Annotated in this window: 18 protein-coding genes; 13 read left to right on the forward strand and 5 right to left on the reverse strand. The window is 68.7% G+C overall.

Translation table 11 applies throughout. The annotated features are described in order from the left end of the window. The first annotated feature begins 37 nt into the window (after nucleotides 1–37). Nucleotides 38–613, forward strand: coding sequence for a hypothetical protein (locus J2Y49_RS08495; protein WP_310114028.1), 576 nt, complete (start codon nucleotides 38–40; stop codon nucleotides 611–613). A gap of 53 nt (nucleotides 614–666) precedes the next feature. Here J2Y49_RS08495 and J2Y49_RS08500 read toward each other — a convergent pair whose 3' ends face one another. The 3 genes from J2Y49_RS08500 to J2Y49_RS08510 all read right to left on the reverse strand — a co-directional run bounded on the left by J2Y49_RS08500 (nucleotide 667) and on the right by J2Y49_RS08510 (nucleotide 2,440). Continuing rightward, on the reverse strand, nucleotides 667–897 hold the full coding sequence (locus J2Y49_RS08500; protein ID WP_310114030.1) for a zinc ribbon domain-containing protein: 231 nt from the start codon (nucleotides 895–897) through the stop codon (nucleotides 667–669). A gap of 118 nt (nucleotides 898–1,015) precedes the next feature. Further along, nucleotides 1,016–1,222, reverse strand: a complete 207-nt coding sequence (locus J2Y49_RS08505) for a heavy-metal-associated domain-containing protein (RefSeq protein WP_310114032.1) — start codon at nucleotides 1,220–1,222, stop codon at nucleotides 1,016–1,018. Between the two features lie 27 nt (nucleotides 1,223–1,249). Then, a complete protein-coding gene (locus tag J2Y49_RS08510) occupies nucleotides 1,250–2,440 on the reverse strand; it encodes a divergent polysaccharide deacetylase family protein (protein ID WP_310114034.1) in 1,191 nt (396 codons plus the stop codon). A gap of 124 nt (nucleotides 2,441–2,564) precedes the next feature. Between J2Y49_RS08510 and J2Y49_RS08515 the strand changes: the two genes are divergently transcribed. The 8 genes from J2Y49_RS08515 (at nucleotide 2,565) to lexA (ending at nucleotide 8,712) form a co-directional block, all read left to right on the forward strand. Next, on the forward strand, nucleotides 2,565–3,020 hold the full coding sequence (locus J2Y49_RS08515) for an STY0301 family protein (RefSeq protein WP_310114035.1): 456 nt from the start codon (nucleotides 2,565–2,567) through the stop codon (nucleotides 3,018–3,020). A 119-nt stretch (nucleotides 3,021–3,139) separates the two neighbouring features. Continuing rightward, on the forward strand, nucleotides 3,140–3,748 hold the full coding sequence (locus tag J2Y49_RS08520) for an aminodeoxychorismate/anthranilate synthase component II (RefSeq protein ID WP_310114037.1): 609 nt from the start codon (nucleotides 3,140–3,142) through the stop codon (nucleotides 3,746–3,748). Beyond that, nucleotides 3,745–4,779, forward strand: coding sequence for an anthranilate phosphoribosyltransferase (gene trpD, locus J2Y49_RS08525; protein ID WP_310114039.1), 1,035 nt, complete (start codon nucleotides 3,745–3,747; stop codon nucleotides 4,777–4,779). The genes J2Y49_RS08520 and trpD overlap by 4 nt, the downstream gene beginning before the upstream one ends. After that, nucleotides 4,779–5,582 (forward strand): indole-3-glycerol phosphate synthase TrpC, encoded by an 804-nt coding sequence (trpC, locus tag J2Y49_RS08530; protein ID WP_194915052.1) that lies wholly within the window; start codon nucleotides 4,779–4,781, stop codon nucleotides 5,580–5,582. The genes trpD and trpC overlap by 1 nt, the downstream gene beginning before the upstream one ends. Nucleotides 5,583–5,586: 4 nt before the next feature. After that, nucleotides 5,587–6,060: a GNAT family N-acetyltransferase gene (locus J2Y49_RS08535; protein ID WP_310114043.1), complete on the forward strand. Its 474-nt coding sequence runs from the start codon at nucleotides 5,587–5,589 to the stop codon at nucleotides 6,058–6,060. After that, on the forward strand, nucleotides 6,057–6,557 hold the full coding sequence (moaC, locus tag J2Y49_RS08540; protein WP_194915049.1) for a cyclic pyranopterin monophosphate synthase MoaC: 501 nt from the start codon (nucleotides 6,057–6,059) through the stop codon (nucleotides 6,555–6,557). The genes J2Y49_RS08535 and moaC overlap by 4 nt, the downstream gene beginning before the upstream one ends. Nucleotides 6,558–6,561: 4 nt before the next feature. Then, complete coding sequence (gene glp / locus J2Y49_RS08545; protein ID WP_310114045.1) at nucleotides 6,562–7,791, forward strand: gephyrin-like molybdotransferase Glp; 1,230 nt, start codon at nucleotides 6,562–6,564, stop codon at nucleotides 7,789–7,791. Between the two features lie 198 nt (nucleotides 7,792–7,989). Then, complete coding sequence (lexA, locus tag J2Y49_RS08550; protein ID WP_310114048.1) at nucleotides 7,990–8,712, forward strand: transcriptional repressor LexA; 723 nt, start codon at nucleotides 7,990–7,992, stop codon at nucleotides 8,710–8,712. 140 nt (nucleotides 8,713–8,852) lie between these two features. Here the strand turns inward: lexA and J2Y49_RS08555 are convergent, their stop codons facing one another. Beyond that, nucleotides 8,853–11,063: a ComEC/Rec2 family competence protein gene (locus tag J2Y49_RS08555; protein WP_310114050.1), complete on the reverse strand. Its 2,211-nt coding sequence runs from the start codon at nucleotides 11,061–11,063 to the stop codon at nucleotides 8,853–8,855. Between the two features lie 99 nt (nucleotides 11,064–11,162). Here J2Y49_RS08555 and gltX point away from each other — a divergent pair, with 99 nt between their 5' ends. The 3 genes from gltX (at nucleotide 11,163) to J2Y49_RS08570 (ending at nucleotide 14,180) form a co-directional block, all read left to right on the forward strand. After that, a complete protein-coding gene (gene gltX / locus J2Y49_RS08560; protein ID WP_310114052.1) occupies nucleotides 11,163–12,569 on the forward strand; it encodes a glutamate--tRNA ligase in 1,407 nt (468 codons plus the stop codon). Between the two features lie 101 nt (nucleotides 12,570–12,670). Further along, entirely contained in the window at nucleotides 12,671–13,984 is a 1,314-nt protein-coding gene (gene gltA / locus J2Y49_RS08565; protein ID WP_310114054.1) for a citrate synthase, read from the forward strand. A 22-nt stretch (nucleotides 13,985–14,006) separates the two neighbouring features. Continuing rightward, nucleotides 14,007–14,180, forward strand: a complete 174-nt coding sequence (locus J2Y49_RS08570; protein WP_310114056.1) for a hypothetical protein — start codon at nucleotides 14,007–14,009, stop codon at nucleotides 14,178–14,180. 9 nt (nucleotides 14,181–14,189) lie between these two features. Here J2Y49_RS08570 and J2Y49_RS08575 read toward each other — a convergent pair whose 3' ends face one another. Then, entirely contained in the window at nucleotides 14,190–14,588 is a 399-nt protein-coding gene (locus tag J2Y49_RS08575; RefSeq protein WP_310114058.1) for a rhodanese-like domain-containing protein, read from the reverse strand. Nucleotides 14,589–14,687: 99 nt separating this feature from the next. On the opposite strand from J2Y49_RS08575, the gene ftrA reads away from it, so the two are divergent. Continuing rightward, on the forward strand, nucleotides 14,688–15,704 hold the full coding sequence (gene ftrA, locus J2Y49_RS08580) for a transcriptional regulator FtrA (RefSeq protein ID WP_310114060.1): 1,017 nt from the start codon (nucleotides 14,688–14,690) through the stop codon (nucleotides 15,702–15,704). Nucleotides 15,705–15,715 lie beyond the last annotated feature (11 nt).

The raw sequence follows: 15,715 nt of genomic DNA on the forward strand, positions 1-15,715 counted from the left end.
TCGATCGCCAGGGGATAGATGTCCCGGGAGGCGGCTCATGTCCGGCAATCTCACATCCGGCCGCGGCATTGGTCCGCCCGAATTCAGCGTCCGCACCACCGCGGGCGTCGAGCGGAGCGGCAGCGCCACCGACCGCAACAGCCGCCGCAACTCCCGCCAGGAACGGCACGACCGCGAGCAGGAACGGCGTGACCATAGCCCGCCCAATCCGCAACGGCGGCGCCTGTACGATCTTCTGTTCGATGAGGTCGATCGGTTCGACGGGCTGGACGAGCGTCAGCGGGCGCGGCTGAAAGACAATCTGCGCAGCCATCTGTCCCGGCGCGCCCCGCCAGCGCCGGCGACACCGCCCCCGGTCCATCATGATGAAGAGGCGCTGGCCGAAGCGTTGCTGAAGGACCCGGCCGCCCCGCTTCCCGTCGGTCCCGAGCATATCGTCGAAGCCGTCACCGCCGCCGAACCGGAACTGGACGCGGAAACCGCCCGGCTGGCCGAACAACTGCGCGACTGCCTGTCCCGCAACACCGATCGTGCGCGAAAGGTGGCCGTCTACCTGCACCTGCTGCTGACGCTGGAAGGAGCATTCCGGCCGCATATGGTGGTGGATGTGTGAGGGCTTGCTTCGGGGAATGTCGGCTTCGATGCCCCAACCTGACCTCCCCGCTCTCACCCCTTCGGTCGTTCCGCCCGCGCGTAGTTGCTGAAGTGCCCCTCTTTCGCCGCCATCCGGCGGGCCGACTGGACGATGGCGCCGGACTTTCCCTCCGGCGCTACGTTCGACAGTTGGCGGCTCAGGTCGGCGCTTCCGCAGGACGGGCAGGCCGGCGCTTCTCCGGAGCGCACCAGGGTCTCGAATCCATGGTCGCAGGCTTTGCAGCGGTAGGAATAGAGCGGCATCGGGACCTCCAGGCACGAATCGCGTCGGCCCGAGTATCCCGCAATATCCACAATCTGAAAACGGTTTTGTTGCGCCGCACCAGAAACGGCGCATCAGACACGGCGCACCGGGTCGGCGTCAGGCCGCGGCACCGCCGAAATCGAAGCCCGCGGCTTCCACCGCCTGCCGCACCACCTCCGCCGGGATGCCGCCGTCCACCAGCACGGTGCCGGTCGCGAGATCGACGGTCACGGCGGCATCGGGCGCCGCCTTGGTGATCGCGTTGGACACGGAGCGGGCGCAGCCGCCGCAGGTCATCCCATCCACCTTGTATGCATCGGCCATCGTCACGGGGCTCCCCTCACGCTCGGATCAGCCGCCGGCATGGTGCGTCCGCACCACCGCGCTGACCGGGACAAGTACGAAGCCACGCTTTTGCACCTCCGGCAACCAGGACGCCAGAGCGTCGATTGTCGCATCATGCGGGTGGCCGATGGCGACGGCGTAGCCCTGCCGCTTCGCCACCTGTTCCGTCTTCGCCAGCTGGGCCTTCACCGCCGCAACCGATTCCACGTTGTCGAGGAAGATGTCGCGGCCGACCCAGGGCATCTTCATCTCCCGCGCCAGCCCGATGCCTGCGCTGTTGGGTGTGGTCCGGCTGTCCAGCCACAGCAGGCCGCGGCGATGCAGTTCGGCCAGCACAGGCGCCAGCGCGGCCCGGTCGGCGGTGAATCGGCTTCCCATGTGGTTGTTGACCCCGACATAGCCATCGAAACTGTCCAGTGCCGCACGCGCCCGCTTCACGATCTCCCCCCGGTCGAGCGAGACCAGCAGAGCATTCGGTCCCGGATCGGCCTTCACGCTGGGTTCCATCGGCATGTGCAACATCAACTCGTGCCCATTGGCCCGCGCCGCCTTGGCCTGGACCTGCAGGTCGCGGGCATAGGGCAGCCAGGACAAGGTCAGCGGACCATGCAGCCCCGCCATCCGGGTCGAGCGCTTCCGGTCCAGCCCCATGTCGTCGATGACGATGGCGATGATCGGCTTTCCCTGGGGCACCTCCGCCGGCAGGGCGTTCTTGCGCCACAGCGCGGCGTTGCCCGATGGCGCCTGCACCGGCGGCTGGGCGGGCGGAGCGGGCGGCGGCAGCATCGCCACCGTCGTGGCCGGTGGTCGGGACTCGGCCTGCGCCGGCTTCTCCACCGCCGCTTGGCCCGCGCCTTCCGTGCTCGCCTGCGCGGCTGGCTGCGAGGTTGCGGCAGGCGGCTCCAGTTTTGCCGGCGGCACGGGCGGCGGCTGCACCGCCTGCTGCCCGCCGGCTTGCGGTCCACCCTGCTGCTGGGCAGCCTGCTGGACCGGCGCCGGCTTGGCCGCCTCACCGCCGGACCCTCCACCGGCCCTTCCACCGGCCCCTCCACCGCTCAGTGTCGCCACCCCCATCGCCACGGCGAACACCGCGGCGACGGCCGCCAGCGCCAGGACGAAGGGGTTGGAAAGGAAGGGGGGAAGCGGAGACTTGCGGGCTTTCGAAGGCGCCTTGCGGGCCATGGTGACGACGTCCATCCTGCGACCGGGGCGCCGCACAGTGGCACCCTGCCGCCGTGACCGCAATCGCCCAATCGGTGCAAAAGGCCGTCACGGCATCACCTGCCCCGCCCGGCCGAGCCCATCCTGTAGAGTCCTCCAGATGCGTCCCATCTTTGTCATCGCCGCCCTGCTTTCGACCGTCGCCGCGACACCGGCGCCGGCCGCCAACGGGCTGGATTGCCCAACCAGCCTGACGGTCCAAGCGCAGCCCGACGCCCCCGGCGGCTGGTCGCCCTACCCCGGCCGCGACAGCCACGGCTTCGCCGGCATTTCCATCATCGAGGGCGACCGCGCCAGCCAGATGACCTCGGCCGCGCCCGCGACGCTCGCCCCCGACCGCGAGGTGCGGCGCGGGCGCAGCATCGTCCAGGTCTGGGAGTTCCCAGGTTCGCGGCGGGAGAACGTCTTCCTCGTCTGCCGCTACCGCAACACCCAGGCGACGCTCGCCGCCGACCTGCCACGCCAGATCCGCCGCTGCACCCTGACGCTGGAAACCGACATCCGCGGCGCCGTGCTGGACGATCCGAAGACCCTGCCGCAGCTCGACTGCCGCTGATGCCGCGGAGTTCTGCGCGGAGGCTGGAAATCCGCCCCCTCAGCGGCTAGGGTGTCGGTCGTTGGAACAGGGGCGGAACGGCCCCGACGATCCGGGCGAAGGTGGAAGGCGGAAGGCGCATGCTGCTGCTCATCGATAACTACGACAGCTTTACCTACAACCTCGTCCACTACCTGGGCGAGCTTGGCGCCGACGTGCAGGTCCGCCGCAACGACGCCCTGACGGTCGAGGAGGCGATGGCCCTCCGTCCCGAGGGCATCGTGCTGTCCCCCGGCCCCTGCGATCCCGACCGCGCCGGCATCTGTCTTCCCCTGATCGACGCCGCGGCCAAGGCCCGCCTGCCGCTGATGGGCGTCTGCCTGGGCCACCAGTCGATCGGACAAGCCTTCGGCGGCCGGGTGATCCGCGCGCCGGTTCCCATGCACGGCAAGGTCGACAGCATCCGGCACAAGGGCCGCGGCGTGCTCGCCGGCCTGCCCAGCCCGTTCCGCGCCACCCGTTACCACTCGCTGATCGTCGAGCGCGACACGCTGCCCGCCTGCCTGGAGGTGACCGGCGAGACCGCCGACGGCCTGATCATGGCGCTGGCCCACCGCGAGCTTCCGATCCACGGCGTGCAGTTCCATCCCGAGAGCATCGAGAGCGAGCACGGCCACAAGATCCTGCAGAACTTCCTGGACCTGACCCGTCCCCGGCCGGAAACCGCGGCCCTGGAGAGCGCAGCATGAGCGGCGATCTGTCCGATATGAAGGCCATTCTGGGCAAGGTCGCCACCGGCGCCGCCCTGACCGAGGCCGAGGCCGGCTTCGCCTTCGACATCATCATGTCCGGCAATGCCACCCCGTCGCAGATGGGCGGCTTCCTGATGGCTCTGCGCGTGCGCGGCGAGACGGTGGACGAGATCACCGGCGCCGCCCGCGTCATGCGCGCCAAGGCGATCCCGGTCGAAGCGCCTCCCGGCACCATCGACACCTGCGGCACCGGCGGCGACGGGGTCGGCACCTACAACATCTCCACCGCCGCGGCGCTGGTGGTGTCGTCCTGCGGCGTGCCGGTGGCCAAGCACGGCAACCGCGCCATCTCGTCGAAATCCGGTGCCGCCGACGTGCTGGGCTCCCTCGGCGTCAACCTCGACTGCGACTTCGCGCTGGTGCGCAAGGCGCTGTGGGATGCCGGCATCGCCTTCCTGATGGCGCCGCGTCACCACCTCGCCATGCGCAACGTCGGCCCGACCCGCGTCGAACTCGGCACCCGCACGGTCTTCAACCTGCTGGGTCCGCTCGCCAACCCGGCGACCGCCCGGCGGCAGGTGCTGGGCGTCTTCTCCAAGCAGTGGGTGGAGCCGCTGGCCCATGTGCTGAAGCGTCTGGGATCCGAAACGGCCTGGGTCGTCCATGGCTCCGACGGGCTGGACGAGATCACCACCACCGGCCCCACCACCGTCGCCCAGTTGAAGGACAGCGAGGTGACGGTGTTCGAGGTGACGCCGGAGGATGCCGGCCTGCCCCGCGCCCGCATCGAGGACCTCAAGGGCGGCGACGCCCAGGTCAACGCCGAGGCGATCCATGCCCTGTTCGACGGGGTGCGCAGCCCCTACCGCGACATCGTGCTGCTGAACGCCGCCGCCGCCCTGCTGGTGGCCGGCAAGGCCGCGACGCTGAAGGAGGGCGTGGCGATGGCCGCCGACGCCATCGACAGCGGCGGCGCCCGCGACCGCCTGCGCCGGCTGGTCGCCATCACCAACGAGGCGGTGGCCTGATGAGCGACGTTCTGACCCGCATCAACGACGACAAGCGCGCTCTGGTCGCCTCCCGCAAGGCCGCCCGCCCCTTGTCGGAAGTGGAGGCCGCGGCCAAGGCCGCCAACGAGACCAACCCGCCGCGCGGCTTCATCCGGGCGCTGAGCGCCGCGGTGGAGGCCGGGCGCTACGGCCTGATCGCCGAGATCAAGAAGGCCAGCCCGTCCAAGGGCCTGATCCGCGCCGATTTCGATCCGCCGGCGCTGGCCCGTGCCTACCGCGACGGCGGGGCCAGCTGCCTGTCGGTCCTGACTGACGAGCCCTATTTCCAGGGCAAGGACGAGTATCTGGTCGCCGCCCGCGCCGCTGTCGATCTGCCGGTGCTGCGCAAGGACTTCATGGTCGATCCCTATCAGATCGTGGAGGCCCGCGCGCTGGGTGCCGACTGCATCCTCATCATCATGGCATCGCTGTCCGACGCCCAAGCGGCGGAAATCGAGGACGCCGCCCTCGCCCAGGGGCTGGACGTGCTGGTGGAGGTGCATGACCGCGCCGAACTGGACCGCGCGCTGCTGCTGCGGACGCCGCTGCTGGGCGTCAACAACCGCAACCTAAAGACGCTCGCGGTCGACATCGCGACGACTGAGGAACTTGCGGCCAACGTGCCGGCCGACCGCATGCTGGTCGCGGAGAGCGGGCTCTACAGCCCGGCCGATCTGGCGCGCATGGCCAAGGTCGGGGCACGCTGCTTCCTGGTGGGTGAATCGCTGATGCGGCAGGCCGACGTGACTGCCGCCACCCGCGCCCTGCTGGCTCCGGTCTAAGCCCATGCCGGACATCACCATCGCCACGGAAAGCCCGCGCCAGGATCAGGTTGTCGCGCTGGTCGCCGCGCTGGACCGCTATCTGCTGGAGCTCTATCCGGCCGACACCTGCCACCTCCTCGACATCGCGGAACTGGAGGCGCCGGACCTGCGCTTCTTCGTCGCCCGCAAGGACGGCGTTCCGGTCGGCTGTGCCGCGCTGCGCGTCGATCCCTCGGGCTATGGCGAGGTCAAGCGGATGTTCGTCGATCCCGCCACCCGCGGCCACCGCATCGGCGAACGGCTGCTGGCCCGCCTGGAGGAGCAGGCGCGGGCGGAGGGGCTGACCGCCCTGCTGTTGGAATCCGGCATCCATCAGCCCGAGGCGCTGGGGCTCTACCGCAAGGCCGGCTTCTCCGACCGCGGCCCCTACGCCTGCTACGAAGAGAACGGCGTCAGCGTCTTCATGGAGAAACCCTTGCGGGAGACCGTCGCATGAGCGGCTTCACCCATTTCGACGCCGAGGGCAAGGCGGTGATGGTCGATGTCTCCGACAAGGCGGACACCGAACGCACCGCCACCGCCGCGGCCACCGTGCTGATGCAGCCGGAAACCCTGGCGCTCATCATGCAGGGCGGGGTGAAGAAGGGCGACGTGCTGTCGGTCGCCCGGCTGGCCGGCATCATGGGGGCCAAGCGCACGCCGGACCTGATTCCGCTGTGCCATCCGCTGATGCTGACCTCCGTCAAGGTCGACCTCTCCTGCGACCCGGCCCGCAACGCGGTGGACGTCACCGCCACCTGCAAGCTGAAGGGCCAGACCGGCGTGGAGATGGAGGCGCTGACCGCCGTCACCATCGCGGCCCTGACCGTCTACGACATGTGCAAGGCGGTGGACCGCGGCATGACCATTACGGACGTTCGCCTGCTGCACAAGGCTGGCGGCAAGAGCGGCGAATGGGGCACTGCCGCAACCGCGCCATCGGCCGGAGCCTGACGCCATGATCTCCGTCGCAGAGGCGCGCGCCCGCATCCTGTCGGCCTTCGCCCCTCTGCCGGCGGAGACGGTGGCTCTGCCCGACGCGCTCGGCCGCGTGCTGGCCGAACCGGTGGTCGCCCGGCTGACCCAGCCACCCTTCCACGCTGCCGCCATGGATGGCTGGGCGGTCCGCTCCGCCGACATCGCCGCCGCCGCTGCCGACTCTCCCATCTCCCTGCGCCGTATCGGCGAATCCTCCGCCGGCCATGCCTTTGCCGGCAGCGTCGGTCCCGGCGAAGCGGTGCGCATCTTCACCGGCGCCCCCCTGCCCGATGGCGCCGACGCCGTGGTGATGCAGGAGGATTGCAGCGCCGACGACGCGACGGTTCGGATCGGCCGGGCCGTAGCCGCCGGACGGTTCGTCCGTCAGGCCGGCTTCGACTTCACTCTTGGTGAGGAACTTCTGCCGAAGGGCCGCCGTTTGACCGCCCGCGACATCGCGCTGGCCGCCGGTGGGAATGTACCTTGGCTTTCGGTCCACCGCCGGCCGCGCATCGCCATCCTCGCCACCGGGGACGAGATCGCCCTGCCCGGCGATCCGCTGGGGCCGAGCCAGATCGTCAGCACCAACGCGCTCGGCCTCTGCGCGCTCGTCGCCGCCCAGGGCGGGCTCGCCCATAATCTGGGCGTCGCCAAGGATACGCCCGACAGCGTCGCCGCCATGGCGAAGGGGGCCGTCGGCTGCGACCTGCTGGTCACCACCGGCGGTGCCGCCCATGGCGACTACGACCTCGTGCGCGACGTGCTGGCCGACCGAGGGATGGCTCTGGAGGTGCAGACGGTGGCGATGCGGCCGGGCAAGGCGCTGATGTTCGGCCGCGCCGGCGGGGTGCCGCTGCTGGGCCTACCCGGCAATCCTGTATCGACGGGGGTCACCGCCGTCCTGTTCCTGCGCCCTGTTCTGCGCCTGCTGCAGGGATTGCCGCCCGAAGACGACCGCCTGCCCCTGCGCGCCCGGTTGACCGTCGCGCTGAAGGCCAACGACCGGCGCGAGGAATATCTGCGCGCCACCCTCGCCGCCGGCCCCGACGGCGTCCTCACCGCCACGCCCTTCGCCCGGCAGGACAGCGCCATCACCACGCTCTACGCCCAGGCCGACTGCCTGATCCCGCGCCCGCCCAACGCCGACCCGGAGCCGGCCGGCGCCATGGTGACCGTGCTGCCTTTGACCGATGGAGCACTCAGCATCTAGACTTGAACACAGCGCTTGGACGACGGATTGAACAGTTGAACATCACCCGGGAAACTGTTCCACGGCGTTCCGAATGTTCCACTCAAGTTCTAAAAGAAGCCGATGGGGGGCTTGACGGACGGCAGGAACCAAACTAGAACATGGAGCAACGTTTAGTTTTTGTTCCATCTTCAGTCTGGCGACGGCCGGGAGGCATCCATGCTCACGCGCAAGCAGCACGAATTGCTGCTGTTCATCCACGAACGGCTCGGCCAGGGCGGTGTCTCGCCGTCGTTCGACGAGATGAAGGACGCCCTGGGGCTGAAGTCCAAGTCAGGCATCCACCGCCTCATCACCGGTCTCGAGGAACGCGGCTTCATCCGCCGCCTGCCCCACCGCGCCCGCGCGCTGGAGGTTCTCCGCCTCCCCGAAGGCCTGGACGCCGCCCGCGCCCACACCGCGCCCAAGCCGAAATTCCAGCCCAACGTCATCAAGGGCGATTTCGCCTTCGCTGGCCGCGACACCGCGCCGCCCGCCCCCACCCCGGCCGCCGCGAACGAGACGGTGCAGCTCCCGCTCTATGGCCGCATCGCTGCCGGCACGCCGATCGAGGCGCTGCGCGACAACAGCGCCTTCGTCGACATCCCCGCCTCGATGCTGACCGCCGGCGACCATTACGCGCTGGAGGTTTCCGGCGACTCGATGGTGGAGGCCGGCATCCTCGACCACGACACCATCATCATCCAGCGCTGCGACGCGGCGGAGAACGGCACCATCGTCGTCGCCCTGGTCGACGAAGGCGAAGTGACGCTGAAGCGCCTGCGCCGCAAGGGCAACACCATCGCCCTGGAGCCCGCCAACGCCGCCTATGAAACCCGCATCTTCGGCGCTGACCGCGTCCGCGTGCAGGGCAAGCTGGTCGGTCTGGTGCGGAAGTACTGAGGCCTTTCCCGCCAGACTCCAATCCCCTCCCCCGCCCAGCTCTCGCACAAAGCTTCGCTTTGTGCTGACGCGGCAGGCGGACCATAGGTCCGCTGAGAGCGGGGGAGGGTTAGGGTGGGGGCATAACCTCGGCCGCCCCCTCACCTCCCCCCGGTCCAAGGCCGATCCCCCCTGATCCCCCGCACCGTCTCCACCTCTATTCCGTCCTCCGTCACCCTCAGCGCATGCGCCCCCTCGTGCCGCAGCGCCCAGCGGTCGATCGCGACCCCGGCCCGGCATCCCCGCGCCACCGCCGCCGTCACCACTGCATCGGCCGCCCCGCAATCCTCGTCCAGCGCATCCGGCAACCGCGGCAGGGCGACAGTCCTTCCCTTGACCCGGTACAGACACCCCAGCGCATCGCAGTTCAGCGACCGCTCTCCCTCGCTCCATCCCCCCGCCGCCGGCCATGGATCGGCTCCCGAGCGCTCGCCATCGCGCTCCCGCCATGTCTCGATCACCCGGCCCCCAGTCTTGCTCGAAGCGCTGAGGCGACCGTCCGGCATCCGCACCGCCATCACAGTCCCATCCCCCGCGACCAGCACGTCCGGCCGCGTCACCAGCGCCGGCGAAGCCAGCCCTGCCAGAACCGGCAGCAGCCCCAGCCAGCGCCACCGCCGGGTCCAGACGCACAGCCAGATGCCGCCCAGCACCAACGCTACGAACCCCTCAACCGGCATCGCCGGCATGGTCAGGGAGGCCCCGGGAAGACGGCCGAAGAACTCCGCGGTCCAGATCACCGCCCTGTCGCCCCAGTTCATCGCGATCAGCGCCGGCGCCTCCAGCCTGAAGGGCATCAGCGCGTAGGCGATCAAGCTCCACGGCATGACCCAGAAGGATGTGATCGGAATGGCAATCAGGTTGGACAGCACGCCATAGAAGGCGATCTGCTGGAAGTGGAAGAGTGCGAACGGCAGTGTCGCCAGCGTCGCCACCACACTGGTCAGCAGGATGCCGCCGACATAGAGCAGGCCGCGCAGAAACCACCCCGCCTCGCTGCGCCATTCCGCCAGTCGCGGACTGCCGCGCTCGAAGGCGGCGATCAGCGCCACCACCGCCGCGAAGGACATCTGGAAACTGGGGCCGAGCATCCCCTCCGGGTCCATGGCGATGGTGACCAGCCCGGCGAAGGCGACCAACCGCATGCTCAACGGGTGGCGGTCCAGCATGATCGCGCCCATCACCATGCCGGTCATCAACACCGACCGCACGGTCGGCAGCGGCGCCCCGACCAGCAGCGTATAGGCCAAGGCCGACAGAATGCCGAACAGCGCCGCGATCTTTTTGATCGGCCAACGCAGGGCGATGGCTGGCACCAGCGCCAGCAAGGCCCTGACCACATAGAACAGGATGCCGGCGGCAATGCCCACATGGAGGCCGGAGATCGACAGCAGGTGCGCCAGCCCGCTGTTCCGGAAATCCTCCAATGTCTCGTCCGGGATGCCGAACTGCTCCCCATTCAGCAACGCCGTGGTGACCCTCGCCTCCACCGGATCGCCGATGGTCGCGGCCACCCGCTCGGCGATCACGCCGCGCGCCCGCTCGAAGGCCACCGTCACCACCTGCCAGCCCGTGACCGGCGGGACCTCGATCAATTCCACCGCACCGGTGGCGAAACCGGTCCCGCCCAGCCCCATGAACCAGGCCCGCCGCTGAAAGTCGAAGGCGCCCGGTTCGGCCGGTGCCCGGGGCGGCAGCAGCGTGGCACGCAGCCGCACCACCGATCCGGGATCGGGCGCCGCATGGCGGTCCGGCAGGCGGATACGCAACGCGGCTGGCGTCTGTTCGGGCGGCAGCCGGCTGACCGTCGGTTCCCGCACCGTGATGCGGGTGGCACCCGGCCGCCGTTCCACTGCCATCACACGGCCGGTGATGGTCGCACCCGTGACGACGCGGGTCAGCACCGGCGCCGCCACCCGTGCGCTGTGCCCCTGCGCCACCAGGAACCCCGCCGCCACCATCAGCAGCGCCATCGCCGCGCCGAACAGCGCGAACCAGCGCCGCAGGACCAGAAGCAGCACGGCACACGCCCCGCAGGCCGTTGGCCCAATCCACCAGTCCGGCTCCGACATCAGGCCGAAATACAGCGACACTCCTGCCCCGAAGGCGACGGGAAGCCACAGGATCCAGCGGCCCCCCTCCGCCTCCGCCAGGGACGCGAGTCGCCTCCCGATGCGAATCCACTGGCGCCGCCACCGCCCACCGGACCCAACTGGACCGTCCGTCTCCTCCTCCGGCCAGCCGGCGACAGTCACAGGCGACGGCCTCCCAACGCAGCGATGCCGCCCGCGCCCCCCTTTACGACCGTCCATGCGCGCATCGCATTGCCCCCCAGCCCGGTGGCTGTGTTAAACCACGGTGTCGAACCACCGGCGCATCATACCAGCGCCGAACCGGAAATTGAGAGACCGATGACCGTCGTCACCCGCTTCGCTCCGTCGCCGACCGGCTTTCTGCACATCGGCGGTGGCCGCACCGCCTTGTTCAACTGGCTGTACGCCCGCAACACCGGCGGCAAGTTCCTGCTGCGGATCGAAGACACCGACCGGCAACGGTCGACCCAGGCGGCGGTCGACGCCATCCTGGACGGGCTGCAATGGCTGGGCCTGGATTGGGACGGCGACGCGGTCAGCCAGTTCGAGCGCAAGGACCGCCATGCCGAGGTGGCACACCAGATGCTGGCCGCCGGCAAGGCCTACCGCTGCTACTGCAGCCCGGAAGAGCTGGAGGAGATGCGCGCCGCCCAGAAGGCCGCCGGACAGCCGATGCGCTATGACGGCCGCTGGCGCGATCGCCCCGAATCCGACGCGCCTCCCGGCGTCGCCCCGGTGATCCGCCTGAAGGCGCCGCAGGAAGGCCAGACGGTCCTGAACGACCTCGTCCAGGGCGAGGTCACGGTCCAGAACGCCCAGCTGGACGACCTGATCCTGCTGCGCGCCGATGGCACGCCGACCTATCTGCTGGCGGTGGTGGTGGACGACCACGACATGGACGTGACCCACGTCATCCGCGGCGACGACCATCTGACCAACACCTTCCGGCAAATCCAGATCTTCCACGCCATGGGCTGGGAGCTGCCGCGCTTCGGCCATATCCCGCTGATCCACGGGCCGGACGGCGCCAAGCTGTCCAAACGTCACGGTGCGCTGGGCGTCGATGCCTACCGCGACATGGGCTATCTGCCGGAGGCGGTGCGCAACTACCTGCTGCGGCTCGGCTGGTCGCATGGCGACGACGAGATCATCTCGACCGAACAGGCGATCGAGTGGTTCAACCTGGAGAGCATCGGCCGCTCGCCCTCGCGCTTCGATTTCGCCAAGCTGGAGAATCTCAACGCCCACTATATGCGTCTGGCCGACGATACCCGGCTTCTCGGGCTGATCGCCCCGCGGCTGGAGGCCGACCTCGGCCGCAGCCTGACCGACGCGGATCGCGACCTTCTGACGCGGGCGATGAACGGCCTGAAGCAGCGGGCCCGTACGGTCGTCGATCTGGCGCAGAGCGCCCGCTTCTATGTCGCGGCGCAGCCGCTCAGCTATGACGAAAAAGCATCCGCGCTGCTTGACGAAAGGGGCCGCGGACTGTTGAAGGAACTGGCCGAAGCCTTTGCCGGCGAACCGGATTTCACCGCCGCGGCGCTGGAGGCGCAGGTCCGTGCCTTCGCCGAGGCACGGGGCGAAAAGCTGGGCAAGGTGGCACAGCCGCTGCGGGCAGCGCTGACCGGTTCGACGGTGTCGCCGCCGATCTTCGAGGTGGCCGAACTGCTGGGTCGGGAAGCGACGCTTTCTCGCATCCGCGATGCAGCGGGTGCAGCATAATGGTCATTTCCGTGCGTTGCCATCAGGCTGCCATGGAACTATGCTGCGCCGACGAAAAAAGGGCGCCTAAGCCCCACCCTCAACGATAAGGACGTGCCGAGATGACCCAGACCGAGGACGGCAAGGACACCGTTACCCTCATCGACAATAAGACGGGCAAGCAGGTCACGATGCCGATCCTGCACGGCAGCGTCGGGCCGAGCGTGATCGACATCCGCAAGCTCTACGCCGCGACCGGCTATTTCACCTACGATCCGGGCTTCACCTCCACGGGCAGCTGCGAGTCGGGCATCACCTACATCGACGGTGACGAGGGTGTCCTGCTGCACCGCGGCTATGCCATCGACGAACTGGCCGAGAACTCCACTTTCCCGGAAGTCTGCTTCCTCCTGCTCAACAACCACCTGCCGACCGCGGCAGAGCGCACGGATTTCGAAAACATCCTGCGCCGCCATTCGATGGTGCATGAGCAGCTGACCAAGTTCTACAGCGGCTTCCGCCGTGACGCCCACCCGATGGCGATCATGTGCGGCGTCGTCGGCGCCCTGTCGGCCTTCTACCACGACTCGCTGGACATCAACGATCTCGTCGAGCGCAAGATCGCCGCGCACCGCCTGATCGCCAAGATGCCGACGATCGCGGCGATGGCCTACAAGTATTCGACCGGCCAGCCCTTCATGTATCCGCGCAACGACCTGTCGTATGCGGAGAACTTCCTCTACATGACCTTCGGCACGCCCTGCGAGCCGTTCAAGGTCAACCCGATCCTGTCCAAGGCGATGGACAAGATCTTCATCCTGCATGCCGACCACGAGCAGAACGCCTCTACCTCGACCGTCCGTCTGGCCGGTTCGTCGGGCGCCAACCCGTTCGCCTGCATCGCCGCCGGCATCGCCTCGCTGTGGGGTCCGGCCCACGGTGGTGCGAACGAAGCCGTGCTGAAGATGCTGGAGGAGATCGGCTCGGTGGATCGCATCCCCGAGTTCGTCCGCCGCGCCAAGGACAAGAACGACAACTTCCGCCTGATGGGCTTCGGTCACCGGGTCTACAAGAACTACGACCCGCGCGCCCAGGTCATGCGCCAGACCTGCCACGAGGTCCTCGGCGAACTCGGCATCAAGGACGAGCCGCTGCTGGACATCGCGATGGAGCTGGAAAAGATCGCCTTGTCGGACGAGTACTTCATCGAGAAGAAACTCTATCCGAACGTCGATTTCTATTCGGGCATCATCCTGAAGGCGATGGGCTTCCCGACCAGCATGTTCACCGTGCTGTTCGCGCTGGCCCGCACCGTCGGCTGGATCAGCCAGTGGAAGGAGATGATCGAGGACCCGGTGCAGAAGATCGGCCGTCCGCGTCAGCTCTACACCGGCCACACCAAGCGGCCGTTCGTGCCGCTGGCCGAGCGTGGCTAACCGGCCAACAGCACATGTGGGAATGGGCGGCTCCAACGGAGCTGCCCAGGACCCGACTGCGTACATCGTTCCGGCCCGGCGTGTGCGCCTGCGCTCGCCGGCCAACGACAACCGGGCACCGCTTGGCTGGCGGGTTCGCCGGATGATCGTCTATTTGCTGATCCTGGCCCTGGTCGCCGGGATCGCCTTTATCTGAGGCAGTCGCTCAGCTCCCGCTGTCCAACGCGAAGCCCTCGTCGATCCAGCCCGTTATGCCGCCGATCATCAGCTTGACCGGACGCCCGATCCGCGCCAGCCGCAAGGCCGCGCGATCCGCACCGTTGCAGTGCGGGCCTGCGCAACAGACGACGAACAGCGTGCCCTCCGGCCACTCCATCATCCGCCGTTCGGTGATCTTGCCATGCGGCAGGTTCAGCGCCCCCGGCACATGCCCTTTGGCGAAGGCCGCCGGACCGCGCACGTCGAGCAGGACGAAGTCGGGACTGCCGGATTTCAGTGATTCATGCACATCCCAGCAATCGGTCTCCAACGACAGCTTGCGGGCAAAATGGATCGCGGCATCTGCCGACGATGCGGCCGGAATGTCGGTGACGGGACTGGCCATGGAACTCTCCTGATCGGTTGCCGGCCACATCATTCCAATCGCCGCTTCCGCTGGAAAGTGGCACGACTGCCGGCTATCGTACAGATCATGCCAAATGCCATGCCCCCGCTCGCCGTCGCGCTCGCCTATGACGGTCTGTGCACCTTCGAGTTCGGCGTGGCCGTCGAGGTGTTCGGTCTCCCACGTCCTGAGCTTGGCCCCGATTGGTATCGCTTCTCCGTCGCCGCCCTCGATTCCGGCCCATTGCGGGCGATGGGCGGAATCCGCATCGAGGCCGATGGCGGGCTCGATCTGCTCGACCAAGCCGACATCATCGTCATTCCCGGCTGGCGCGGCGCTCGCGAACCGGTGCCTGTCCAACTAATGGAGGCGCTGCGCCGGGCCGACGCCCGGGGATCGCGCATCCTCTCGATCTGCTCCGGTGCCTTCGTGCTAGCCGCCGCCGGCCTGCTGAAGGGCCGCCGCGCGACCACCCACTGGCGCTATGCCGCAACCCTTGGGGAGCTTTATCCAGACATCCGCGTGGTGCCTGACGTTCTCTATGTGGATGAGGGCAACATCCTGACCTCTGCCGGCAGCGCGGCCGGCATCGACCTCTGCCTTCATCTGGTGCGCCGCGATTTCGGACCCGAGGCCGCCAACAGCGTCGCCCGCCGGCTGGTGGTCCAGCCTCACCGCGAGGGCGGGCAGGCTCAGTTCATCGAGGCTCCGGTGCCCATCGCCCGCGAGGGCGCCCGTCTGGGACCGCTGCTCGACCATTTGCGGGAAACTCTGGCGGAGGATCACAGCCTGTCAAGGATGGCCTCGCACGTCGGCATGAGCCTGCGCACTTTCCTGCGCCGGTTCCAGGCGCTGACCGGCACCACGCCCGGCGAATGGCTGGCCACGGAGCGGCTGAACCGCGCCCGTGATCTGCTGGAACGCGGAAGCCTGCCGGTGGAAGAGGTCGCGACCCTCGCCGGCTTCGGCTCCGCCGCCACCTTGCGGCATCACTTCCGCCAGCGTCTGGGGATCAGCCCGGCCACGTACCGGGCGCACTTCCGCCGCGATCCGGCTCCCGCCACATACACCAAGGGCGCAGCCGCTACCGGCCGCGCCCCTGTTGAAAACGGTTAACCGGCAAAACG

This window comes from Azospirillum sp. BE72 (genome assembly GCF_031455875.1).
Lineage (GTDB): Bacteria > Pseudomonadota > Alphaproteobacteria > Azospirillales > Azospirillaceae > Azospirillum.